Source organism: Burkholderia pseudomultivorans (assembly GCF_001718415.1).
GTDB classification, from domain to species: Bacteria; Pseudomonadota; Gammaproteobacteria; order Burkholderiales; family Burkholderiaceae; genus Burkholderia; species Burkholderia pseudomultivorans_A.
This window is the reverse complement of sequence record NZ_CP013377.1, coordinates 1181509-1204366: the sequence shown is the minus strand read 5'-3', so window position 1 is coordinate 1204366 and position 22858 is coordinate 1181509. Positions and strand designations below refer to the sequence as shown.

Sequence of the window (22858 nt, the reverse complement as noted above, 5' to 3'; positions counted from 1 at the left end):
TGGAGTCCCCATGAATGTCCTGACCTCCCGGCTCGTCGCGGCCCTGTCCGCCGCGTCCGTGCTCGCCGCCGTGCCGTTTGCCGCCGCGCACGCGGAAACGCCGAAAGACATGTTCGTGATGGCGACGCTGCTCGACGAATTCACGACGCTCGACCCGGGCGAGATCTACGAACTGGTGCCGGAGGAATACGTCGCGAACACGTACGACCGGCTCGTGCGCGTCGACCTGCGCGATCCGTCGAAATTCAACGGCGACGTCGCGCAGTCGTGGACGGTCAGCCCCGACGGCCTGACCTACACGTTCAAGCTGCGGCCCGGCCTCAAGTTCCATTCGGGCAACCCGCTGACGGCCGACGACGTCGCGTGGTCGATCCAGCGCGCGGTGCTGCTCGACAAGGGCCCGGCCGCGGTGCTGACCGGCATCGGCCTGACCAAGGCGAACGTGGCCGCGAACGTGAAGAAAATCGACGACCTGACGGTGTCGGTGACGACCGATCGCAAATACGCGCCGACCTTCGTGCTGAACGTGCTCGGCTCGTGGCCGGCGTCGGTGGTCGACCGGAAGCTGCTGCTGTCGCACCAGCAGGGCAACGATTACGGCAACGCGTGGCTGAAGACCAACGAGGCCGGCTCCGGCGGCTACAAGCTCGTCAAATGGACGGCCGGCGACAGCGTCGTGCTGCAGCGCTTCGACGGCTACCGGCTGCCGCTCGCGATGAAGCGCATCGTGCTGCGCCACGTGCCCGAAGCCGCGAGCCAGCGCCTGCTGCTGGAAAACGGCGACGTCGATGCGGCGCGCGACCTGAGCCCCGACGATCTCGCCGCCGTCGTGAAGTCCGGCAAGGCGAAGGTCACCGCGTCGCCGCAGGCGACGCTGCTCTACCTCGGCCTCAACACGAAGAACCCGACGCTCGCGAAGCCCGACGTGCAGGAAGCGCTGAAGTGGCTGGTCGACTATGCGGGGATCCAGCACAACGTCGTGAAGACGACCTACAAGGTGCACCAGGCCTTCCTGCCGGAAGGCTTCCTCGGCGCGCTGAACACGAACCCGTACAAGCTCGACGTCGCGAAGGCGAAGGCGCTGCTCGCGAAGGCCGGCGTGCCAAACGGCTTTTCCGTGACGATGGACGTGCGCAACGACTATCCGTACACGGAGATCGCACAGGCCGTGCAGGCGAACTTCGCGCAGGCCGGCATCAAGGTGCAGCTGATCCCCGGCGACAACAAGCAGACGCTCGCGAAATATCGTGCACGCCAGCACGACATCTACATCGGCGAATGGTCGGCCGACTACATCGACCCGCACAGCAACGCGCAGGGTTTTGCATGGAACCCCGACAATTCCGACAAGTCGAGTTATAAAATGCTGGCCTGGCGCAACAGCTGGGATATCCCGCAACTGACGAAGGAAACCGACGCCGCGCTCGCCGAGCCGACTGCCGCGAAACGCGCGCAGCTGTACCAGGCGATGCAGAAGGAAGTGCTCGCGCACTCGCCGTTCGTGATCATGTTCGAGAAAGTCGCGCAGGTCGCGACGCGGCCCGGCGTCAGCGGGCTCGAGGTCGGCCCGATCAACGATCTCGTGTCGTACCGCAACCTGAAGAAGCAATAAGACTCGCCGCATGTCGACTCCCGCCTCCTCCCTCGAAGCGCTGCGCACGCTGCCCGCGCGGCGTCCGGCCGTGCGCTGGACGCTGCGCGTGCTGCGCTGGGCGCTCACGCTCGCCGTCACGTTCACGGGGCTGCTCGCGCTGACCTTCGTGATCGGCCGCAAGGTGCCGATCGATCCGGTGCTGGCGATCCTCGGCGATCGCGCTTCGGCCGAGGCGTATGCGGCCGAGCGCATCGCGCTCGGGCTCGACAAGCCGCTGCTGACGCAGTTCCTGATCTACGCGCGCGACGTGCTGCACGGCAATTTCGGCGTCTCGCTGCTGACGGCGAACCCGGTGCTCGACGACATCAAGCGCGTGTTTCCGGCCACGCTCGAACTGGCGACGATCGCGACGCTGATCGGCATCGCGGTCGGCGTGCCGCTCGGCGTCGTGGCCGCGGTGAAGCACAACCGGCCGATCGACCACGTCGCGCGTTTCGTCGGGCTGATCGGCAGCTCGGTGCCGGTGTTCTGGCTCGGGCTGATGGGATTGCTGCTGTTCTACGCGAAGCTGCACTGGGTGGGCGGCCCCGGCCGGATCGACCCCGCATACGACGGGATGGTCGATACGCACACAGGCAGCCTGCTGATCGACGCGGCGCTCGCCGGCGAATGGGACGTGCTGCGCAACGCGCTGTCGCATATCGCGCTGCCGGCCGCGATCCTCGGCTACTACTCGGTCGCGTACCTGAGCCGGATGACGCGCTCGTTCATGCTCGACCAGTTGAGCCAGGAGTACATCGTCACCGCGCGCGCGAAGGGTCTGTCCGAGCGCCGCGTGATCTGGCGGCACGCGTTCGGCAACATCATGGTCCCGCTGCTGACCGTGATCGCGCTCACGTACAGCAACCTGCTCGAAGGCTCGGTGCTCACGGAGATCGTGTTCGCATGGCCGGGGCTCGGCTCGTACCTCACGGGCGCGCTGCTCAATGCCGACATGAACGCCGTGCTCGGCGCGACGCTCGTGATCGGCGCGATGTTCATCACCGTCAACCTGCTGACCGACGCGCTGTATCGCGTGTTCGATCCGCGTGCACGATAAGGGCCGCGACGACATGACCGCTTCATCTCTGCCTGCTTTCCCGTCCACGCCGAAGGTCGTCGAATCATGAATGCCGAGCGTCTCACGCTGCGCGCGTGGCTGCTGTCCGATGCGCCCGCCTCGCGTTCGCAGGCCGCGTTCGGCCTCGCGTATCGCCGCTGGCGCCGCTTCGCCGCGAACCCGCTGAACCTGTTCGGGCTCGCGATCCTCGTCGCGCTGGTCGCGGTTGCGATCGTCGGCCCGCTGATCATGCCGCACGATCCGCTGCGCCAGGTGCTGTCCGACCGGCTGCTGCCGCCCGGCTCGCCGTCGCACTGGTTCGGCACCGACCAGCTCGGCCGCGACATCCTGTCGAGGCTGATCGGCGGCTCGCGCCTCACGCTCGGCATCGCGCTGCTGGTGGTCGTGATCGTCGTGCCGATCGGCCTGCTGATCGGCACGACGGCCGGCTACTGCGGCGGATTCGTCGACAGCGTGCTGATGCGCATCACCGACGTCGCGCTCGCGTTCCCGAAGATCGTGCTGGCGCTCGCGTTCGCGGCCGCGCTCGGCCCCGGCGTGATCAACGCGGTCGTCGCGATCTCGATCACCGCATGGCCCGCGTATGCGCGGCTCGCGCGCGCGGAGACGATCCGCATCGCGCAGGCCGACTATATCCACGCCGCGCGGCTGCAAGGCGCGTCGGGCCCGCGCATCCTGCTGCGCTACATCGTGCCGCTGTGCATGTCGTCGGTGATCGTGCGCGCGACGCTCGACATGGCCGGCATCATCCTGACCGTCGCCGGCCTCGGCTTCCTCGGCCTCGGCGCGCAGCCGCCGAGCCCCGAATGGGGCTTCATGGTCGCGTCGGGCCGCAACGTGCTGCTCGACGCGTGGTGGGTCGCGACGCTGCCCGGCGCAGCGATCCTGCTCGTCAGCCTCGCATTCAACCTGCTCGGCGACGGGCTGCGCGACGTATTCGATCCGCGACATGGAGCGTGACATGACGATGCATTCCGCCGCCGCGCCGCTGTGCGAGATCGACGGCCTGAAGATCGGCTTTCGCGGCCACGACGGCGTCGTCGCCGACGCGGTGCGCGACCTGTCGCTGACGCTCGCGCCGGGAGAACGGCTCGGCATCGTCGGCGAATCGGGCTCCGGCAAGTCGCTGACGGGCCGCGCGCTGCTCGGCCTGCTGCCCGACGCCGCGCAGTGGTCCGCGCGCACGATGCGCTTCGCCGGCCACGACCTGCTCGCGATGTCTCTGCGCGAGCGCCGGCGGCTGTGCGGCAGCCAGATGGGCATGATCCTGCAGGACCCGAAATATTCGCTGAACCCGGTGATGACGGTCGCGAAGCAGATGGGCGAGGCGTTCCGGCTGCACGAGCCGGGCCTGCGCGGCCGCGCGCTGCGCGAGCGGATCGTCGAGGCGCTCGCGGCCGTGCAGATCCGCGACTCGGCGCGCGTCGCCGATGCGTATCCGCACGAGCTGTCGGGTGGCATGGGCCAGCGCGTGATGATCGCGATGATGGTGTCGACGGGGCCGCGCCTGCTGATCGCCGACGAGCCGACCTCCGCGCTCGACGTCGCGGTGTCGATGCAGGTGCTTGCGGTGCTCGACGCGATGATCGCGCGGCACAACACGGGCCTGATGTTCATCAGTCACGACCTGCCGCTCGTGACGTCGTTCTGCGATCGCGTCGCGGTGATGTATGCGGGCCGCGTGGTCGAGACCTGCGCCGCGCGCGACCTGCGCCACGCGACGCATCCCTATACGCGCGGGCTGCTCGCGGCCAACCCGCCGCTCGCGAACCCGCCCGACGAACTGCCGGTGCTGCGGCGCGATCCGGCGTGGCTCGACGCCGCCGCAACCGCGCCGGTCTCACCCGTTCAGCAGGAGGCCGCACGATGATCGACGTCGATCACGCATCGATCCGTTTCCCGACCCGCACCGGTCATGTCGACGCCGTGCGCGACGCGAGCTTCGCGGTGCGCGACGGCGAGGTGTTCGGCCTCGTCGGCGAATCGGGTTCCGGCAAATCGACGCTGCTGCGCGCGCTGACCGGCCTCGTGCCGCTCGCGTCCGGCCGCCTGTCGATCGACGGCCGGCCGGTCGGCGGCACGCCCGACCGCGCGTTCCGCCGCCACGTGCAGATGGTGTTCCAGGACCCGTACGCTTCGCTGCATCCGCGCTTCACGGTCGACCAGACGCTGCGCGAGCCGCTGTCGATCCACGGCAGGGACCGCCCCGACATGCGCGACGCCGACGCGCGCATCGCCCGCGCGCTGGCCGAGGTCGGCCTCGGCCCGACCTTCCGCTTCCGCTATCCGCACCAGTTGTCGGGCGGCCAGCGGCAGCGCGTCGCGATCGCACGCGCGCTGATCGTCGAGCCGCGCGTGCTGCTGCTCGACGAGCCGACCTCGGCGCTCGACGTGTCGGTGCAGGCCGAGATCCTGAACCTGCTGCGCCGGCTGCATCGCGAGCGCAACCTGACGATGATCCTCGTCAGCCACAATCTCGCGGTGGTCGGCTTCCTGTGCCAGCGCGTCGCGGTAATGCAGCACGGCGAGATCGTCGAGCAGCTGCGCATCGAGGACGTGCGCGCGGGGCAGGTCGCGCGCGACTACACGCGCACGCTGCTGCGCGCGACCGAAGGCTATCGCCGGCTCGAACCGGCCGCGGACGCACCGGCCGCCTGACATCCTCCCGACGCGGCGGCGTGCGATACTCGGCCCGCTGTCCGCCGCGCCGCGCGGAACCCTGGCGTTGCGCGCGGGTCCATTCGTTTCCTTCAACAACGCGATATCGACAGGGAGGCGTTCATGCTGCAATTCATCGAAATGCTGGTGGTCGGATTCATCGTCGGCCTCCTCGCCCGTGCGCTCAAGCCCGGCGACGACAAGATGGGCATCCTGATGACGACCGTGCTCGGCGTCGTCGGCTCGCTGGTTGCCGGCTACGTCGGCCGCGCCGCCGGCTGGTATGCACCCGGCCAGGGCGCGGGCTGGATCGCGTCGATCGTCGGCGCGATCGTGCTGCTGGTGATCGTCGGCGCGGTGCGCAAGCGCGCAGCCTGAGCAGCCGGTCCGCCGGCTGCCACGCAGGAATGGCCGCTCACCTGGTGAGCGGCCATTTTGTTTTCCGGATCGCGACAGGCCGTTGCCCGCGCAACGATCGCGACTAACGTCGGGCCCGGACGCCTATGCCACCCGGCAATACCCTGACTTGCGGTTGCGCAGATTCGGCCTACATTGTCTGAAGCAACACCACGTCATTTGCTTATCGCCGGTATTTCGGATTTTTCATTCAAGAGGTTCGATGGATCTGCCGTTTACGCACTCAGCATCGCAGCGTTGACGGACTGCCATTCGAGCGACCCCGCTGCGACGCGCTTCCTCTCTGGAGCCTGTCATGAAGCATCGCCTGATCGCCGCCTCGTTCGTGCTGGCTGCCTCGCTTCTGGGCACATCCGCGTCGTTTGCCGCCGGCGCGTCCGGCATCATTCACTTCACCGGCATGATCGTCGAGCCGCCCTGCTCGTTTGCGCTCGACGCGCCCGATACCGCGCCCGCGCACGTGCGCCCCGACTGCCCGCGCCCGGCGACCGGACAGATCGCGTTCGTCGATGCGGCGAGCATGCAGGCGATCAGGACCACGACCTTTACCCAGGCTTCGCGCGCAATCGTTTTACCTGACCGGCCGGGCCGCAATCGCGCGCCGATGATCGCCGTCGTCACGTACCAGTGACGACGGCCGGGCGCGCGCCGCGCAGCGGTTCGGCGCGCCCGCGTCAGTCGCGGTGGCGCGCGATCCAGTCGCTGAACGCGCGGATCTTCTGCTGGCTGGCGCTGTGCTCCGGATAGACGAAGAAGTAGCGCGCGCCGGTCTCGAGCACGATGTCGAACGGCCGTTCGAGCCGGCGCGCGCTGACGTCGTCGTCGACCAGCGTCACGTCGCCGATCGCGACGCCGAACCCCTGCATCGCCGCATTGGTCGCCAGATCGAGCGTGTCGAAGGTCGGCCCGCGCTCGGCGTCGATCGTGCGCGCGCCTGCGTGATCGAGCCATGCGCGCCAGTCGCGATGGTCGCGGGTCGGATGCAGCAGCGTGTGGCGCGCGAGATCGTCGATCGCGTCGAGCGGCGACGCCTGCCTCAGCCCGGGCGCGCATACCGGCGTGAGCCGCTCGTCGAACAGCGGCAGCGCGAATACGCCCGCACCCGGCGAAGTGCCGTAGACGATCGCCGCATCGAACGGCTCGCTCGAAAAATCGACGACGTGCTGCCATGCGGTCGTGATCTGCACATGCAGGTCGGGATGCTCGCCCTGGAAGCGCATGATGCGCGGCAGCATCCAGCCCATCACGCAGGTCGGCACCTTCAGCGCGAGATCGGTGCGCTGCCGCGTGAGCTTCAGCGAAATGTCCTCGATCCGCGCGAAGCTTTCGTTGACCACCGGCAGCAGCTGCTCGCCCTCGGCCGTCAGCGTGAGGCCCTTCGCATGCCGGCGGAACAGCGGAAAACCGTAGTGCGCCTCGAGCGTCTGGATCTGCCGGCTGACCGCGCCCTGCGTGATGCACAGTTGCTCGGCCGCGCGCGTGAAGCTGCGGTGGCGGGCCACCATCGAGAAGATCTGCAGCGCGTGCAGGGGCGGAAGTCGGCGCATGACGAGGCGAAGTGGGCGGAAGAATCGCGCGCCGGCACCGGCGTGCGCTGACCGACACGATAAGGCAAACGCCGGCTTTGCGCGAGGCCGGCGCTCAGGCCGTCGTGGCGAGCGCGTTCGCCACGATGCGCGCGGCGGACGCGACGACATCCGCACGCGCGGCCGCATCGGCGCGCGGCTGCGTAAACGATACGGCCATCACGAGCGGCGCGCGCGACGGCGGCCACACGACCGCGACGTCGCTCGTCGTGCCGTAGCGGCCCGTGCCGGCCTTGTCCGCGACGCGCCAGCCGGGCGGCACGCCCGCGGCGATGCCGGCCGCGCCGCGCGCGCCGCCGACCATCCACTCGATCAGCTGCGCGCGCTGCGGCTCGCGCAGCAGCGTGTCGCCGAGCAGCAGCCGCTGCAGCATGTCGACCATCGCGACCGGCGTCGACGTGTCGCGTTCGTCGCCGGGCGCGGCCGCATTCAGCTCGGGCTCCCAGTGATCGAGGCGGAACGTCGTGTCGCCGCTTTCGTGCGCGAACGACGTGACGGCCTGCGGGCCGCCGAGCACGCCCATCAGCAGGTTGCCCGCCCCCTTGTCGCCGGACTGCAGCATTGCCGCGCACAGCTGCGCGATCGTCATGCCGGTGTCGACGTGGTTTTCCGTGACGGGCGAGCCGGCGACGACGTCGTAGCGGCGATACAGGATGCGGCGCGGCAGCAGCGTCGCGTCGAGCGAGCCGCGCGCGAGCACCGCCGCGGCCGCGACGACCGCGTACGTGCCGCACAGCGGGAAGCGCTCGCGCGCATGGTGCGCGACGCGCGCGCCGTTCGAGGTGTCGAGCGCGGCGACGCCGAGCCGGCCGTTCGACGCTTTTTCGAGCGCGGCGAGGTCGGATTGCGCGGCATGAACGCGTCCTTGGTCGGCGACGGGAGCCGGTGCGCACGCGGCGACGAACGGCGCGGCGACGGCGGCGAGCAACAGCGAGCGGCGTGTCGAGGAATGATCCATGGATGAATGGTATTCGGTCGGAAGCGGTGGCATCGAGCAACGCGCGCGTCGGCGACGCGCGCCCGTTCACGCCGGCGGCCGGCCCGCGCGGCCCTCGCCGCGCACCGTGCAGACGCCTTGTCGGCCCGCTTTCGCGAGGCCGCGTGAACAGACCCTAGCGTAGCAGCGACGGTGCCTGCGTTCCAGCCTCGGAGGGCCGGTTCCCGCTTCTAGCCGCGCGACGACGGCAGGTACGGCAGCGGATTGACGGGCTTGCCGTCGCGCCGGACCTCGAACAGCAGCGCGACGCGCGAATTGTCGAGATCGCCCATCTCGGCGATCTCGTCGCCCTGATGCACGACGTCGCCGGTCTTCACGAGCAGCTTGCGGTTGTGCGCATAGGCGGTCAGGAAGTCCGCGTTGTGCTGGACGATGATCAGGCTGCCGTAATCGTTCAGGCCCGTGCCGGCGTACATCACGCGTCCGTCGGCCGCGGCGCGCACCGGGTCGCCCGCCCGGCCCGCGATCTGGATCCCGCGGTTCTGCCCCGGCCGGAACCCGTCGACGATCTTGCCGTGCGCGGGCCACGCCAGCGCCACGCCGCTCGCATGGCGCTTCGTCTGCTGGACGACCTTTCGGTCGCTCGCCGTCGATTCGCCCGGCTGAACGGCCGCCGCCGCATCGCTCGCGGCGGCCGGGGTGGCCGGGGCAGTCGGCTGCGCGGCGGGCGCCTGCCGCGTGTCCTGCGTGACGATGCGCAGCGTCTGCCCGATGCGCAGCCTGCTGCGCGCGCCGAGCTTGTTCCACAGGCGCAGGTCGTCGATGCTGCAATCGTTCGCCTTTGCGATGCCCGTCAGCGTGTCGCCGCGCTTCACGACATAGTCGTGCGCGACGAGAATCGGCGCCGGGGCGGGCGCGGCCGGTGCGGCCGCCGGCTGGGCGGCGGCGGACGGCCTCGTCGGCGACGGCGCTTGCGCTGCCAGCGTGTCGCTCGGCGGAACCGACTGCGTGCTTGCGCAACCGGCCATTGCGAGCACGGCGAGCAGGCTCGACAGCCGTGCCGCATGGCGGTTGATCTCGCGCTTTTCCATGGTCGATCGTGCTCCGGTTTGACAATCTTTCAAGCATCTCAAAAACGGAACGGCCGACGTGTAACCGGATGCAAACAATGATGACAAACGATCACGAAAGACGCGCCGATGGCGATTTTCGTCGGCTGCCGCGATCGATTCAAGCAAATATGACAGGCTGCGCGCGCGAGTCCGGCACGATTTTCCCGCTCATCGCCAAGCGATGCCTTCTCCCGGCGGGACCGGAACGCGCGACCGGCCGGCGCACTCAGCGCAGCCAGTCGATCAGCTCCGAACAGGCCCACGCAATGCCGACGCAGAGAAAAAACACATGCAGCGCGATCTTGAAAGACACGCCCCAGGACGGATCGACAGGCATGACAGTCTCCCCCATTGATGTCCGGCCATGATCGGCCATCGATCGCGCCCCGAAAATGCGGAAGCGGCGAATCGGGTCTCAGGCTGTGCCTGAGCCTGACGCCGCCGTTTTTGCTACCTTATCGGCCATTCCAACGATATCGCGCCCCCGACATCATGCGCTTCGACCTGACCGACCTGCGGCTCTTCCTGAACATCTGCGAGGCCGGCACGATCACGAGCGGCGCCGAACGCACGCATATCACGCTGCAGGCCGCGAGCGAACGCATCCGCGGCATGGAGGACGAGCTCGGCGTGCCGCTGCTGCACCGGACCAAGTCGGGCGCGCAGGCGACCGACGCCGGCCGAGCGCTCGAGCACCATGCGCGCACCGTGCTGCAGCAGATCGACCACATGCGCGGCGAACTGCAGCAATACGGCCAGGGGCTGCGCGGTCATATCCGGCTGCTCTGCAATACCGCATCGCTCAGCGAATACCTGCCCGATGCGCTCGCCGCGTACCTGCCCGACCATCCGAAGCTGTCGATCAGCGTCGAGGAGCGTTCGAGCCAGGAAATCGTCCATGCGATCCGCAACAAGACCGCGGAGATCGGCATCGTCGCCGATTCGGTCGGCCTCGGCGGGCTCGAGCAGAAGCCGTTCCGCGAAGACTGGCTGGTCGTCGTCGTGCCGGCCGGACATCCGCTCGCGTCGCGCGACAAGGTCGCGTTCGACGCGATCGTCGATGCCGACTTCATCGGCCTGACCGACGGCAGCGCGCTGCAGGTCCACCTCGCCGACCAGGCGCGCGCGCTCGGCGAGCGGATCCGCTATCGTGTGCAATTGAAGAGCTTCGACGCGATCTGCCGCGTGATCGAAAGCGGCGTGGGCATCGGCATCGTGTCGCGACATGCGGCCGTGCGCGCGATGCAGACGATGGATGTGCGGCTCGTCGATCTGTCCGATTCGTGGAGCCACCGGAAGCTGACGCTCTGCGCGCGGTCGTTCGACGCGCTGCCGAAATACACGCGCGAGTTCGTCGCGTTCCTGTCGGGGGAAGCGCCGACGCAACCGCGCTGATCCCGCGCGGCCGCGCCGCGTGCTTGCGTTCCACCTGCCCGACACTGCCAGCTGCCGCATTCGAACCCGCGCTCCGAACCCGACATGACCGCCATCGCCAACGCCTCGTCCGCACGCACCGATCGCCGGCTGGTGATCGTCGAAGGCATGATGGGCTCGGGCAAATCGACCACGATGCGCTTCATCGCGACGCGAATGCAGGCGGCCGGACGCGCCGCCGTCGCGGTCCACGAGCGGACCGATCCCCATCCGGTGCGCGCCACCGACGAACTCGCGCATTGGTTCGAGCCGTGGCGCGATGCGAGCGCGGCGCAACTCGCCGCGCGTGCGCTCGCCCGCTGGCGCGCCTTCGCCGACACGGTGCAGCGCAGCGGCGCGCTGCACGTGCTGGACGGACAGCTGTTTCATGGCGACCTGACCAACATGCTGTTGATGGAAGCCGACCCCGCGTTCATCGATGCGTACGTGGGCGAGCTGGCCGCCGTCATCGCCCCGCTCGCGCCGCTCGTCATCTATTTCTGGCAACGCGACATCGATGCGGCGATCCGCACGGTCTGCGCGGAGCGCGGCGACGACTGGGTCGCGTACCAGACGAACTGGAAACTGGCGTCGCCGTACTGCGTGCGGCGCGGCTACGTGGGCCTCGGCGGGCTGATCGCGCTGTACCGCGACTACCGGCAGTTGACCGACACGCTGTTCGGCCGGCTGCCGCTCGACACGCTGTCGATCGAAAACGGCGCGCGCGACTGGCCCGCCCATGAGCGCAGGATTCGCGATGCGCTGAACCTGTAGCGGCAGCGGTGCGGCGTTCGCGCCGCCGTCGCCCGAACGAGGAGACATCGCCGTGACTCGAACCGATCTCGCCGCGCGCTACCGCGCGTATATCGACTGCCTGAACCGACGGGACTGGGCCGCGCTCGACCGCCATGTCGCGGCCGACGTGATCCACAACGACCGCCCGCTCGGGCTCGCCGGCTATCGCGCGATGCTGGAGCAGGATGTGCGCGACATCCCCGATCTGCGCTTCGAGATCGAATGGCTCGTCTGCGAGCCGCCGCGCGTCGCGTGCCGGCTCAGGTTCGATTGCACGCCGCGCGCGACGTTTCTGGGCCTCGCAGTCGACGGCAGGCGGATCGCGTTCAGCGAGCACGTGTTCTACGAATTCCTCGACGGGAAGATCCGCCAGGTCTGGTCGGTCATCGACAAGGGTGCGATCGAGCGGCAGCTTCAGAGCGGCTAACGGGGGCGCACAGTCGATGATGCGCGGCGCTGAACGGTATCTTGTATGTATTGCAGACGGGCATTCCGCTGGCGACTCCATGGGATCGGGGTCATAACCTCTTGCATGTCTTCTCTCGCTTGAACGATCTGATCGGGAGATCAACCAATCATGAGTCGAGAACAAAATCACAAATCTCGCCATATAGAACTTGTCCATAGGTTCGTGGCGGACGAGTATGACATCGATGTGGATCACATCGATGAGGTCGTTCATGGCGTGAATTGGACGTTTCGCATCGCGGCCACCACGGGTGCCAATTACTTTCTTAGAATCTACCGTGAACTTGATCGGACGCCCGCCGACATTATGGCGGAAATTGAGGTTCTCAATTCCATACAGACGAGTGAGATTCTAAAAGTATCTCTACCAATCAAAAATCGAAATCAGCAATATTTGCGAGACTTTATAACTGCGGATGGTATTCGAAGGAGCGCAGTGCTGTTTGCGGAGGCTCGAGGACGTGTGCCAACGCCGACGCATAATGATATGCACGCTGCAGGCCTGGCGCTCGCCGAGCTGCATCGGCAATCGTGGCTGACGCAGCTTGCTCCATCACGCACGCTCGCCAATGTCGAATGGGGGCGACGTGTTCTCGACGAAGTCTCTGCACATTCCGCAGCAGCGGCCAACGTAGTGTCGAGATTGGTCGAGTCATTTCCAGGCTTGTTCAGGGTTCCTGCTAAAGAGTACGACTACTGGGGATTCTGTCACGGAGACTTTCGCCTGGATAATCTTCGCCTTCACGATTGCACCATTACTTTGTTTGATTTCGACGATTGCGGCACAGGGCCGCAATTGTTCGACCTGGCAACAATAGCCTGGTGGCTTGAACTTGGTCCGGAACCAGCTCCTGGTCCCTTGTGGGCGGATCTGGTTGACGCATACAGCCATGTTTTGCCCGATCGGTACATCGAGAATCACGAGATCGCGCGGTTGGTGATATGTAACGAGCTTCGGTCGTTGCAGTTCCTAGTCCGCTATTGTCGACTGCCGGATGAGTTGTGGGTCGAGCAATTTGATCGTCTCGAGAAGTTGTGTATACGAGCATCCGATCTGGAGTTGCGAATTCTTGGCGCGGATAGGTCCATCGCCAGTTTTCATGACCGCAACTCATGAAGCCGGGCAAACCCCGGATTCGCTTCGAGCGCCGCCTCGATCTTCATGCCGCTTTGCTCGCTCTGACTGACGCCGTCATCTGCTCTAGATTCGTGGACGACTCGTACTCTTAACCGGCTCCGGTGCGACCGACGGCGGCCGCCTCCAGGGTCGATCGTCACGCACATCTGTCGCGGCGACCCTTATGGATAACGTTTTCTTCTTCGAACGGAAGAAAGCGCGCATTCCTTGCACTCCGATTCCCGCCGCTTCCACACCGCTCACCGCAAACACCGGAAGGAAATATCTGCAATAAACACGCCTGAAAACCGCACATTTCCGGTCCAGTCCGGGGTCCTCGTCTCTTTTCCATCCGGGTTTCCCCCGCCACCATCCTGACGAAAGATCATTGACAGCATGCCTGTCGATGCCTAAATTTGGAAAACGTTTTCCAATGCCAACGGCGGCGGCCCGAACCACCGCTCCCGCACCGGAAAACGTCGGCCCGCTCGGGTTGCGATTCAGGCGTCCGCCTTCAGGGATCAGGGTTGCAAGGCGGAAGTCGGGTACGGGCGTCGAGCGAGGCAGCGTCGGACCGGCCCGTCCTCACCACTATTCAAACCGGAGACACCCCACAATGCATCCGCGCAGCAGATTCGCGCTCGGCGCCGCGCTCAGCGCCCTTTCCGTCCTGTTCGTCAGCGCATGCGGCGGCAGCGACGTGACCGACACGCAGCCGCCCTCGCCTTCATCGCCGTCGACGCCCGCACTCGCCGCCAACTCGCTGCAGGCGCTCGTCTATGGCGCGCCCGACACCAGCGTGCCGGCCGGCGCCGACATCCCCGTCACGATGATGGGCCAGATGCGCGCGCTGTTCGACCTGATCCGCAAGTCGCCCGACTTCACGCAGGTCGTGATGGATCTCGGCGACGGCACGCCGGTCCACGTGCTCGACACGAACACCGGCGACAAATTCCTGCCCGGCAAGCTCGCGCTCGGCCTGTCGTACATCCTGATCGACATGAAGTCGAAGGGCGACCCGCAATACGCGAGCTATCTCGCGACCTACCAGCAGATCACGACCGCGATGATGGCGCAGTCGGGCGCCAACTACACGTATGCGAATACGTCCTGGGGCGAGTACTACTATCTCGTCGCGCTGAACAACCTGAAGGCGCACGGCATGCTCAACGAAGTGTTCAGCGACGCGATGCTCGCGACGCTGCAGCGCCGGCTCACGTTCTGCGACATGTTCGGCCCGGACGCGAGCGGCAAGACCAACACGTGCCCGGCCGCCGGCACGCCGATCGACATCGCGTCGCTCAACACCGCCCAGAACTACTATGCGGTGTCGTACGGGATCGCCGGGCTGCGGCAGAAGCTCGGCTGGAGCAATCCGTCGTTCGCGTCGGCGACCGATCCGGCCGTCGCGACGATGGGCGCGCGCGACGCGCTGCTGTACACGCTCACGAACCATATCCGCAACGATTCGTCGGGCGGCTTCTCCGACGAGGCATCGAACACGCACACGACGTACTACGACAAGGCCCGCTTCGACCGCTACAGCACGCTGCTGATCGGCGAAGTCGTCGAGCGCACCTTCGAAATGGACAACGCAGCGAATCTCACGCCCGAGCTGAAGGGCTATCTGCGCAAGTCGGTCGACCTGATCCTGCCGCAGCTGAACACGGACGGCCAGGGCTTCAACTACGGCCGCTCGATCGGCCCGTACGGCGACTCCGCCTTCATGGAAGTGCTGACCGCGGCAGCCAATGCAGGCGTGCTGACCGACCAGGAAAAGCAGATCGCCTACGCGTTCATCTACAAGGCCGCGCACCGCTTCGACACGTACTGGTACGACCCATCGCTGCCGACGCCGTCGGTAAACATGTGGGTCAAGGGGCGCGGCACCGACGCGTATCGCGGCAAGCCGCGCGTGATGGGCGAGAACTTCAGCCTGCTGCACCAGTACCTGTACGTGAACGCGTGGTGGAACAAGCTCGGCTTCGGCGGCAAGGCGCCGATGGCCGATGCGGACTACGGCGCATGGCTCGATGCACTGCCGCGCTACACGCTCACCTGGTACAACCAGCCCGGCGACACCGCGCATCCGTACAGCGCGGCGCTGCTCACCGTGCGCGACGGCCGGCGCGTGATCAACCTGAATCTGAGCCAGGCGCCCGACTACAACTCGTACACGCCGTACTATCCGGTGCCGTTCTCCGACAAGCTGTCCTACGGCACGACCGATCTCGGCTATGCGCTGCTGGTGCCGCAGGTCTCGTACAACGGCAAGACCTACATTCCCGTCACGTACTACAAGAACCTGAACGTGCAGCAGACCGGCACCCAGGTGATCGTGTCGTTCGATACGGCGAAATTCCGGCTCGCGACGAAGAACGCCGCCTACACGACGGACCTCGACCTGCAGGCGCATACGGTGCTGACGTTCGATCACGGCACGATCTCGCGCAGCGACACGCTGAGCTCGGGCACGCTCGCCGGCACGCTGTCGGTCGAAACGGACTTCACGTCGTTCGCGGACTTCGCGGCCACGCAGGTCAACGGCGACGGGATGTCCGTCAGGTATGCGAACGGCATCGCGACCGGCTACGCGGCATCGGGCTTCGACAGCTGCGCGCTGTCGGCTTTCGACACCGTGAACGGCGCGACGAATCCGCTGTCGACGACGCCGATCGGCCAGCTGCATTCGAACTTTGCGTGCACGACCCGGCCGTTTGCGCTCGGCTCGGGAGCCAGCCGCTCGTTCGGATGGACGCTGAAGTACGCGGATCCCGCCTGAGCGGAAGCACGCCGTTCCGTCATGCCGCCGGAAGCCGATTGTCGATGCGGGCTTTCGGTGGCAGCAGTGACGGCGGCGTGCTCGCCGCGAGCGGCCTATCGCAGCCCGGAAACCGCCATATACGCACCGAGCGCGATCAACCCGACGAAGAAGCAGCGCTTGAAGGTCTTTTCGCTCATCACGCGCCGCGCATACTGGCCGCCGGCCATGCCCGCCAGCGCCGGCACCAGCGCAAGCGCCGACACGCCGAGGTCGACGGTCTGCAGCGCGCCCGACACGCGCAACTGCAAGCCGAGCGCGATCGTCGACGCCGTAAACGACAGCCCGAGCGCCTGGATCAAATCGTCCTTCGAGAGCCGCAGCGCCTGCAGATAGGGCACGGCAGGCACGACGAACACGCCGGTCGCGGCCGTCACCACGCCGGTCAGATAGCCGACCACGGCCGACAGCCACGTCTCGTGCCGGCCCGGCGCCGGCAAGCGCGCGGCCGCGAGACCCCACAGACCGTACAGGATCAGCACGACGCCGAGCGCCGCATGCGTCCACGCGCTGCCGGCCGCGAGCGCGGGCAGGCCGCCCGTCAGCGTGCCGATCGTCAGCCCCGCGATCAGCGGCCACAGCCGGCGCAGCAGCGGCCCGAACGACGGACCGAGCCACAATTGCCAGATATTGGTGATGAACGACGGCACCAGCAGCAGGCTGGCCGCGGCCGACGGCGGCATCGCGAGCGTCAGCAGCCCCATTGCGATCGTCGGCAGGCCGAGGCCGATCATGCCCTTGACCGCGCCGGCGAGCAGGAACACCAGCGCGATGATCGTCAACGTATGAATTTGCATGGCGGGCGTTCCGTCCGGTTGAACACGGCGCCGATGGTGCGCCGCCCGCGCGCCGCCCGCCATCTGGTTTTGCCTGAGTCTGGCTAGGGCGCGGCGGGCGGGGACCGCCCGCCGGGCGCACCGCTCAGCCCTGGTGCGCCCCCCGTCCCTGCTCGCTGTCGAGATGCGCCATCTGTGCGGCCGGATAACGGTCGCCGGCAGCCGCCCCGGCGGGAACCGCCGCTTCGATGCGCGCGATATCACTGACCGTTAGTTGCATCTCAGCCGCCTGCAACGCGTCCTGAAGCTGCGTGCGCTTGCGGGCGCCGACCAGCGGCACGATGTCGTCGCCGCGCGACAGCGCCCACGCGATCGCCACCTGCGCCGGCGTGCGGCCGCGTTCGTCGGCGATGGCCCGCAGTGCGTCGACGAGCGCCAGGTTGTGCGCGAGGTTCTCGCCCTGAAAACGCGGGCTGGCCGCGCGGAAGTCGCGCTCGCCCTGCCGCGCCTTCCATTGGCCGCCCAGCAGCCCGCGCGACAGCACGCCGTACGCGGTCACGCCGATCCCGAGTTCGCGGCAGGCCGGCAGGATGTCGGCCTCGATCCCGCGCGACAGCAGCGAGTATTCGATCTGCAGGTCGGCGATCGGCGCGACGGCCGCCGCGCGCCGGATCGTGTCCGCGCCGGCCTCCGACAGCCCGATATGGCGCACATATCCGGCCTTCACCAGATCGGCGATCGCACCGACCGTGTCCTCGATCGGCACCGCCGGATCGACGCGCGCCGGCCGGTAGATGTCGATATGGTCGGTGCCGAGCCGCTTCAGCGAATACGCGACGAAGTTGCGGATCGCCACGGGTCGCGCGTCGTAGCCGGCGAACCCGCCGGCCGGATCGCGCAGCGCGCCGAACTTCACGCTGATCAGCACCTGGTCGCGCGTCCTTCCGCGCAGTGCGTCGCGAATCAGCATCTCGTTGTCGCCCATTCCGTAGAAATCGCCCGTGTCGAGCAGCGTGATGCCGTTATCGAGCGCCGCGTGCAGCGTCGCGATGCTTTCGTCGCGGTCGGCCGACCCGTAGAAGTCCGACATCCCCATGCAGCCGAGCCCGATCGCCGAGACCTGCGGGCCGGTGCGGCCCAGTTGACGCTTATTCATGTCCGTTTCCCTCATATGGTCGGTGGATGGACGGGATTCTGCGCGCATCGCGCTGCACGATAAACACGCAACAGGCCACCAAACCATTCAACGCTGATTAACAATGGAGCCTGTCTCAATCCGCCGGGGTTCCGTCACGCATGGATCATCTGCATGCAATGCGCATCTTTGCGCGCGTCGCCCGTCTGGGCAGCTTCACGAAGGCGGCCGAGCAGTTGCAACTGCCGCGCCCGACCGTCAGCAACGCGGTCCAGTATCTGGAAAAGCATCTGAAGGTGCGCCTGCTGCAACGGACGACGCGGCGCGTCGGGCTGACGGCCGAAGGCGCGACCTACTACGAGCGCTGCGAGCGGCTGCTCGCCGATCTCGACGATGCCGAGACGCTGTTCGAGGAAGCCGGCGCGTCGCCGCGCGGCGTGATCCGCGTCGACCTGCCCGAGCGTTTCGCGCTGACCCGCGTGATTCCGGCGCTGCCGGCGTTCCACGCGCGCTTTCCCGACCTGCGCGTCGTGATGAGCACGACCGACCGCTTCGTCGATCTGGTCGCGGACGGCATCGACTGCGCGGTGCGCGTCGGCGCGCTGTCAGATACGTCGCTGGTGGCGCGGCGCGTCGGCGAGATGGCGCAGATCAATTGCGCGTCGCCCGCCTATCTCGCGCGCCACGGCACGCCGCGTTCGCCGGACGACCTGCCCGACCATGTCGCGGTCGGCTATTTCTCGAGCCGCACGGGCCGCGAGCTGGACTGGGAATATGCGGACATGGACAGCGGCGAGCTGCATACGGTGAAGATGCGCAGCGTCGTGTCGGTCAGCAGCTCGCACGCGTATCTCGCGTGCTGCGTCGCCGGCCTCGGGCTGATCCAGGCGCCGCGCGACGGGCTCGCCCCGCTGCTCGCGGACGGCTCGCTCGTCGAAGTGCTGCCGGAATGGAATGCGGCGCCGCTGCCGGTGTCGGTGGTGTTTCCGTACGGGCGCCATCTCGCGCCGCGCGTGCGGATCTTCGTCGACTGGCTCGCCGAGACGCTCGGCGACTTGAGCGGCGCAGGCTGACGCGGGCCGGACCGAACCGCCCACCGCCCGCGCGCCGCCGCGCAGCTGCCGCTCAGAACTTGTGACGGATCGCGGCGCGCACCGAGAACTGGTTCGACGACGACGACGGTCCGTCGGTCCCGACCACATAGCCGCCATCGGCCGCCGTGCCCGTCTTGTCGCCGGCGGCCTTCTGCCACGCGCCCTGCAGGTAGACGTCGGTGCGCTTGGACAGGCTGTAGTCGGCCATCAGGCCGACCGTGTGGTACTTCGGCTTGAACGAGCCGGCCGCCGCATCGAACTTGCCGTCCGTATACACGTACTGCGCGCCGAGGAAGAAATCGGGCGTGAGCTGGTACTTGCCGTTGACCTCGAAGTTCTGGAACTTCGTCGCCGTCAGCCCGAGGCCCTCGAACGTCGAGGCCGGCAGGTAAACGGTCGACACCGGATTCTTCACGTCGGCCTTCGTATAGACGAAGCCGACCGTCGCCGGGCCGAACGTGTAGTTGATGCCGCCGCCGAAGATCCGCAGGCGGTCGGCGACGAAGTTCGCGTCGTCGGCCGCGATCGCGCCCGCGCTGCCGGCGCCCGGGTTGTTCGCCTGCAGATAGGCCGCCGCGACCTGCAGCCCGGCCAGCGAATACTGCGCGCCGACACTGTACTGGCGGTTGTTCGAGAAGCCGGTGCTGTTGCTGAAGCTGTAGGTGCCGCCGAAGGAGAGCCCGTTCCAGTCGCGGCTCGCGTACTTGACCGTGTTGTTGACGCGGAACGAGTTGTCGGTGTTGTCGTTGTCGAACGGATGCGAGAACAGCGTGCCGCCCCAGTTGCCGTTCGCGGTCAGCGGCGCCAGGTAGTCGACCACCGAGTCGTACTGGCGGCCGAAGGTCAGCGTGCCGAAACGGGAATCGGCGAGCCCGACGAATGCCTGACGGCCGAACATGCGGCCGCCCTGGCCGAGCCGGCCGTTGTTCACGTCGAAACCGCTTTCCAGCGTGAAGATCGCCTTCAGGCCGCCGCCGAGGTCCTCGCTGCCCTTCAGGCCCCAGCGGCTGCCCTGCGCATAGCCGCTCGCGAGCTGGTAATTCGCCTTTCCGACCCCGTTCACGTTGACGTTGTTCGTGTAGTTGAAGCCCTCGTCGATCAGGCCGTACAGCGTCACGCTGTCCTGCGCGAAAGCCGGCGCGGCGAATGCTGCGAGCGCGGCGGCAAAAAAGACGTGCTTCCTCATGTCGGATCTCCGGAGCCGGGTGCCGGGCAGGCGCGCGCCCGGCGAATTGTTTGGACTTTTAGGGTGTTGCATGGTTGGCCCGCAGCGCGGACGACGCGGTGTGCGGCCGCGCGGACAAAATGGTGTCACGTCGCAAATCGTCCGTCCATCGGGGCGGGCGAACGGCGCGCAAAGCGTTGCGCCCTCCCAACTGCGTCGCCTGCGCGGCGGCCCCGACTGCCTTGGCGGCCGCGGCGGGCCGGCTCGCCATCGGCGTAAACCCGGGATCCGTCGCATCGGTGGCACAATGCGCATCCATTCGTCATTTCTTCACGCAGTCATGCTTTACCCCGATTCACGCGCGGCGGGTGCCCGTCGCGCCCGCGGCCCCCGGCGGGAGGCGGCCCGATGACCGCCCCGGCCCGTGCCGGCCGCTACGCGGAGCTCGATTTCTTCCGCGGCCTCGTGCTGCTCGTCATCGTCGTCGACCATATCGGCGGCAGCATCCTGTCCCGCGTGACGCTGCATGCGTACGCGCTGTGCGACGCCGCCGAGGTGTTCGTGTTTCTCGGCGGCTTCGCGACCGCGATCGCGTACAACTCGCTCGCCGAGCGCCACGACGAAGCCGCCGCGCGCCAGCGCTTCATCCGGCGCGCGTTCGAGATCTACCGCGCGTTTCTCGTGACCGCCGGCCTGATGCTGCTGATCACGGCCGTGCTGAACGCGTTCGCGATCGACGGCCCGAACATGCCGACCAACGATCTCGACGGCCTGCTCCAGAAACCGCTCGCCGCGCTGCGCGACATCCTGCTGTTCCGCCGCCAGCCCTACCTCGCGTCGGTGCTGCCGATGTACGCGTTCTTCGCGCTGCTCGCGCCGCTGGCGCTGCCGCTCGCGCGCACGCAGCCGTGGCTGCTGCTCGCGTTCAGCGGCTCGCTGTGGTACGCCGCGCCGCACGCTGCGCGCTTCCTGCCGACCGTCGAAGGCGCGCCGTGGGATTTCAACCCGTTCGCCTGGCAGTTCCTGTTCGTGCTCGGCGTGATTTCGCGCTGCCAGCCCGTCTACCAGACGCTCGCGCCGAAGCCGCAGGGCTGGCTGCTGACGGCCGCCGCGCTCGCGATCGTCGCGGCCGGCGCGTACTACCGGCTGCGCGTCGAGCCGTTCCCGACCGATCCGTCGATCAAGCAGAACCTCGGTGCGCTGCGGCTCGCGAACTTCCTCGCGATCGCGTGGCTCGCGGCCAAGCTCGTGCACCTCGGCTGGATGAAGAAGGTCGCGCACGCGATGCCGTGGATCGGCACGATCGGCCGGCAGGGCCTGCTGTGCTTCGTCGCGGGCACCGCCATCTCGCTCGCGGTCGATTCGCTGCTGTACCAGGCGACCGACGGCTACCTCGACGTGCCGCTCGGGCTGACCGCCGACGTGGTCGCGATCGGCCTGCTGTATCTCGTCGCGAAACTGTACGCACCGCTGATCGCGCGGCTGCCGTTCCGCGCGCGGCGATGACGCACCGCGCCGTCATGCGCCGCTGCTACGATAGGCGATCCTTCTGAAACGATTCGACATGCGCCGACTCGCCCTTCCGCTCGCCCTTGCCCTGACCGCCGGCGCCGTCGCCGCCGCGCAAGCCACGCCGGCCGCCCCGGCCCTGTCGCCGGGATCGGCCGCCACGGCCGCACAGCCCGCGCCCGCCGCGTTGGCCGCACCGGCCGTCAATCCGGGCAGCAGCATCGTGATGCGCACGTTCCGTTCGGCGGCGCTGCAGCGCGACTGGTCGTACACGGTCTACCTGCCGCCGGGCTACAACCCCGAAGGCGCGCGCTACCCGGTGATGTACCTGCTGCACGGCAATGCCGGCAACGCGAACGACTGGATCACGCAGGGCCGGCTGCAGGCCACGGCCGACACGCTGATCGAGCGTCACGAGATCCCGCCCGTCGTGATCGTGATGCCGCAGGGCGGCACCGACTGGTACGTCGACCGCAAGGAGAAGATGCAGAGCGCGTTCCTCAACGACCTGCTGCCCGAAGTCGAAGCGCACTTCGCGGTGTCGAACCAGCGCGCGGGCCGCGCGATCGGCGGCGTGTCGATGGGCGGCTTCGGCGCGCTGCGCTTTTCGCTGCTCGAGCCGGGGCTGTTCTGCGGCGCGATGCTGTTGAGTCCCGCGATCTACGCGAACGAGCCGCCGCTCAATTCGGCCGCGCGCTATGTCGGCGTGTTCGGCGACCGGCAGTTCGATTCGCGCGTGTGGCACGAACTGAACTATCCGGCGCTGCTGCGCGGCTATTTCGCGCGCACGTGGCGCGTGCCGATGTTCATCGCGGCGGGCGACGACGACCTGACGATACAGGCCGAGTCGAGCGTGCTGTATACGCATTTGCGGCGCGCGCAGAATGCGGCCGAGCTGCGCATCGTCGACGGCGGGCATACGTGGGAGGTGTGGCGCGGGCTGCTCGGGCAGGGCTTGAAGTATGCGCTGGAGTGCGTGAAGTGAGACGGGCGGCCCTGGCCGCCCGTTTTTCATCGTGCCGGACGTCGCGCGGCCGTACGCCGGGTGGCCGATCCGGATAATGCCGATCGGCCGTCGGCGCGCGACGCGTGCAACTGGCGGCCAGCCGCCGCAGCACACCGCGCGGTCACGGTGCGGATT

Annotated in this window: 21 protein-coding genes; 15 read left to right on the top strand and 6 right to left on the bottom strand. The window is 67.7% G+C overall.

Annotated elements, in window-relative coordinates; genetic code table 11:
* Positions 1-10 precede the first annotated feature (10 nt).
* From WS57_RS05140 to WS57_RS05110, 7 genes are all read left to right on the top strand, one after another.
* Complete coding sequence (locus WS57_RS05140) at positions 11-1612, top strand: ABC transporter substrate-binding protein (protein WP_060254312.1); 1602 nt, start codon at positions 11-13, stop codon at positions 1610-1612.
* 10 nt (positions 1613-1622) lie between these two features.
* Positions 1623-2693 (top strand): ABC transporter permease, encoded by a 1071-nt coding sequence (locus WS57_RS05135; protein WP_069243828.1) that lies wholly within the window; start codon positions 1623-1625, stop codon positions 2691-2693.
* 66 nt (positions 2694-2759) lie between these two features.
* A complete protein-coding gene (nikC, locus tag WS57_RS05130) occupies positions 2760-3674 on the top strand; it encodes a nickel transporter permease (RefSeq protein ID WP_009692085.1) in 915 nt (304 codons plus the stop codon).
* A gap of 1 nt (position 3675) precedes the next feature.
* A complete protein-coding gene (locus WS57_RS05125; protein ID WP_081337579.1) occupies positions 3676-4584 on the top strand; it encodes an ABC transporter ATP-binding protein in 909 nt (302 codons plus the stop codon).
* The gene (locus WS57_RS05120) at positions 4581-5372 is read left to right on the top strand and encodes an ABC transporter ATP-binding protein (protein WP_009692082.1); all 792 of its coding nucleotides are present in this window, start codon (positions 4581-4583) and stop codon (positions 5370-5372) included. Before WS57_RS05125 ends, WS57_RS05120 begins: the two co-directional genes overlap by 4 nt.
* A gap of 123 nt (positions 5373-5495) precedes the next feature.
* A complete protein-coding gene (locus WS57_RS05115; protein WP_009692081.1) occupies positions 5496-5750 on the top strand; it encodes a GlsB/YeaQ/YmgE family stress response membrane protein in 255 nt (84 codons plus the stop codon).
* Positions 5751-6084: 334 nt separating this feature from the next.
* Positions 6085-6420 carry a type 1 fimbrial protein gene (locus tag WS57_RS05110; RefSeq protein WP_009692080.1) on the top strand — a complete coding sequence of 112 codons (336 nt, stop codon included), beginning with the start codon at positions 6085-6087 and terminating at the stop codon, positions 6418-6420.
* A 43-nt stretch (positions 6421-6463) separates the two neighbouring features.
* Here WS57_RS05110 and WS57_RS05105 read toward each other — a convergent pair whose 3' ends face one another.
* From WS57_RS05105 to WS57_RS05095, 3 genes are all read right to left on the bottom strand, one after another.
* Positions 6464-7336 (bottom strand): LysR substrate-binding domain-containing protein, encoded by an 873-nt coding sequence (locus WS57_RS05105; RefSeq protein ID WP_009692079.1) that lies wholly within the window; start codon positions 7334-7336, stop codon positions 6464-6466.
* Between the two features lie 94 nt (positions 7337-7430).
* Positions 7431-8333, bottom strand: a complete 903-nt coding sequence (bla, locus tag WS57_RS05100) for a class A beta-lactamase (RefSeq protein ID WP_040131576.1) — start codon at positions 8331-8333, stop codon at positions 7431-7433.
* Positions 8334-8542: 209 nt separating this feature from the next.
* Positions 8543-9403 (bottom strand): peptidoglycan DD-metalloendopeptidase family protein, encoded by an 861-nt coding sequence (locus tag WS57_RS05095; RefSeq protein ID WP_059517419.1) that lies wholly within the window; start codon positions 9401-9403, stop codon positions 8543-8545.
* 513 nt (positions 9404-9916) lie between these two features.
* Between WS57_RS05095 and WS57_RS05090 the strand changes: the two genes are divergently transcribed.
* The 5 genes from WS57_RS05090 to WS57_RS05075 all read left to right on the top strand — a co-directional run bounded on the left by WS57_RS05090 (position 9917) and on the right by WS57_RS05075 (position 15999).
* Entirely contained in the window at positions 9917-10819 is a 903-nt protein-coding gene (locus tag WS57_RS05090; protein WP_009693979.1) for a LysR substrate-binding domain-containing protein, read from the top strand.
* Positions 10820-10903: 84 nt separating this feature from the next.
* Entirely contained in the window at positions 10904-11611 is a 708-nt protein-coding gene (locus tag WS57_RS05085; RefSeq protein ID WP_069243826.1) for a hypothetical protein, read from the top strand.
* Positions 11612-11663: 52 nt separating this feature from the next.
* Entirely contained in the window at positions 11664-12059 is a 396-nt protein-coding gene (locus tag WS57_RS05080) for an ester cyclase (protein ID WP_069243825.1), read from the top strand.
* Between the two features lie 150 nt (positions 12060-12209).
* Positions 12210-13217 carry a phosphotransferase enzyme family protein gene (locus tag WS57_RS35435; RefSeq protein WP_081056836.1) on the top strand — a complete coding sequence of 336 codons (1008 nt, stop codon included), beginning with the start codon at positions 12210-12212 and terminating at the stop codon, positions 13215-13217.
* 616 nt (positions 13218-13833) lie between these two features.
* Positions 13834-15999: a hypothetical protein gene (locus tag WS57_RS05075; protein WP_069243824.1), complete on the top strand. Its 2166-nt coding sequence runs from the start codon at positions 13834-13836 to the stop codon at positions 15997-15999.
* A 95-nt stretch (positions 16000-16094) separates the two neighbouring features.
* Here the strand turns inward: WS57_RS05075 and WS57_RS05070 are convergent, their stop codons facing one another.
* Both WS57_RS05070 and WS57_RS05065 read right to left on the bottom strand, forming a co-directional pair.
* The gene (locus WS57_RS05070) at positions 16095-16835 is read right to left on the bottom strand and encodes a sulfite exporter TauE/SafE family protein (protein ID WP_009693973.1); all 741 of its coding nucleotides are present in this window, start codon (positions 16833-16835) and stop codon (positions 16095-16097) included.
* Between the two features lie 124 nt (positions 16836-16959).
* On the bottom strand, positions 16960-17970 hold the full coding sequence (locus WS57_RS05065) for an aldo/keto reductase (protein WP_059517424.1): 1011 nt from the start codon (positions 17968-17970) through the stop codon (positions 16960-16962).
* Positions 17971-18110: 140 nt separating this feature from the next.
* Between WS57_RS05065 and WS57_RS05060 the strand changes: the two genes are divergently transcribed.
* Positions 18111-19022 (top strand): LysR family transcriptional regulator, encoded by a 912-nt coding sequence (locus WS57_RS05060; RefSeq protein ID WP_009693971.1) that lies wholly within the window; start codon positions 18111-18113, stop codon positions 19020-19022.
* A gap of 52 nt (positions 19023-19074) precedes the next feature.
* Here the strand turns inward: WS57_RS05060 and WS57_RS05055 are convergent, their stop codons facing one another.
* Positions 19075-20229, bottom strand: a complete 1155-nt coding sequence (locus WS57_RS05055; RefSeq protein ID WP_059517426.1) for a porin — start codon at positions 20227-20229, stop codon at positions 19075-19077.
* 387 nt (positions 20230-20616) lie between these two features.
* Here WS57_RS05055 and WS57_RS05050 point away from each other — a divergent pair, with 387 nt between their 5' ends.
* Together WS57_RS05050 and WS57_RS05045 are read left to right on the top strand one after the other, a co-directional pair.
* Positions 20617-21714: an OpgC domain-containing protein gene (locus tag WS57_RS05050; protein ID WP_059517428.1), complete on the top strand. Its 1098-nt coding sequence runs from the start codon at positions 20617-20619 to the stop codon at positions 21712-21714.
* 58 nt (positions 21715-21772) lie between these two features.
* Entirely contained in the window at positions 21773-22702 is a 930-nt protein-coding gene (locus WS57_RS05045; protein ID WP_059517429.1) for an alpha/beta hydrolase, read from the top strand.
* The last annotated feature ends 156 nt before the right edge of the window (positions 22703-22858 follow it).

Excerpts from the sequence above, each read along its gene's own strand:
- WS57_RS05140 (WP_060254312.1), top strand. The coding sequence starts at position 11 with ATGAATGTCCTGACCTCCCGGCTCGTCGCGGCCCTGTCCGCCGCGTCC.
- WS57_RS05135 (WP_069243828.1), top strand. The coding sequence starts at position 1,623 with ATGTCGACTCCCGCCTCCTCCCTCGAAGCGCTGCGCACGCTGCCCGCG.
- nikC (WP_009692085.1), top strand. The coding sequence starts at position 2,760 with ATGAATGCCGAGCGTCTCACGCTGCGCGCGTGGCTGCTGTCCGATGCG.
- WS57_RS05125 (WP_081337579.1), top strand. The coding sequence starts at position 3,676 with ATGACGATGCATTCCGCCGCCGCGCCGCTGTGCGAGATCGACGGCCTG.
- WS57_RS05120 (WP_009692082.1), top strand. The coding sequence starts at position 4,581 with ATGATCGACGTCGATCACGCATCGATCCGTTTCCCGACCCGCACCGGT.
- WS57_RS05115 (WP_009692081.1), top strand. The coding sequence starts at position 5,496 with ATGCTGCAATTCATCGAAATGCTGGTGGTCGGATTCATCGTCGGCCTC.
- WS57_RS05110 (WP_009692080.1), top strand. The coding sequence starts at position 6,085 with ATGAAGCATCGCCTGATCGCCGCCTCGTTCGTGCTGGCTGCCTCGCTT.
- WS57_RS05105 (WP_009692079.1), bottom strand. The coding sequence starts at position 7,336 with ATGCGCCGACTTCCGCCCCTGCACGCGCTGCAGATCTTCTCGATGGTG.
- bla (WP_040131576.1), bottom strand. The coding sequence starts at position 8,333 with ATGGATCATTCCTCGACACGCCGCTCGCTGTTGCTCGCCGCCGTCGCC.
- WS57_RS05095 (WP_059517419.1), bottom strand. The coding sequence starts at position 9,403 with ATGGAAAAGCGCGAGATCAACCGCCATGCGGCACGGCTGTCGAGCCTG.
- WS57_RS05090 (WP_009693979.1), top strand. The coding sequence starts at position 9,917 with ATGCGCTTCGACCTGACCGACCTGCGGCTCTTCCTGAACATCTGCGAG.
- WS57_RS05085 (WP_069243826.1), top strand. The coding sequence starts at position 10,904 with ATGACCGCCATCGCCAACGCCTCGTCCGCACGCACCGATCGCCGGCTG.
- WS57_RS35435 (WP_081056836.1), top strand. The coding sequence starts at position 12,210 with ATGAGTCGAGAACAAAATCACAAATCTCGCCATATAGAACTTGTCCAT.
- WS57_RS05075 (WP_069243824.1), top strand. The coding sequence starts at position 13,834 with ATGCATCCGCGCAGCAGATTCGCGCTCGGCGCCGCGCTCAGCGCCCTT.
- WS57_RS05070 (WP_009693973.1), bottom strand. The coding sequence starts at position 16,835 with ATGCAAATTCATACGTTGACGATCATCGCGCTGGTGTTCCTGCTCGCC.
- WS57_RS05065 (WP_059517424.1), bottom strand. The coding sequence starts at position 17,970 with ATGAATAAGCGTCAACTGGGCCGCACCGGCCCGCAGGTCTCGGCGATC.
- WS57_RS05060 (WP_009693971.1), top strand. The coding sequence starts at position 18,111 with ATGGATCATCTGCATGCAATGCGCATCTTTGCGCGCGTCGCCCGTCTG.
- WS57_RS05055 (WP_059517426.1), bottom strand. The coding sequence starts at position 20,229 with ATGAGGAAGCACGTCTTTTTTGCCGCCGCGCTCGCAGCATTCGCCGCG.
- WS57_RS05050 (WP_059517428.1), top strand. The coding sequence starts at position 20,617 with ATGACCGCCCCGGCCCGTGCCGGCCGCTACGCGGAGCTCGATTTCTTC.
- WS57_RS05045 (WP_059517429.1), top strand. The coding sequence starts at position 21,773 with ATGCGCCGACTCGCCCTTCCGCTCGCCCTTGCCCTGACCGCCGGCGCC.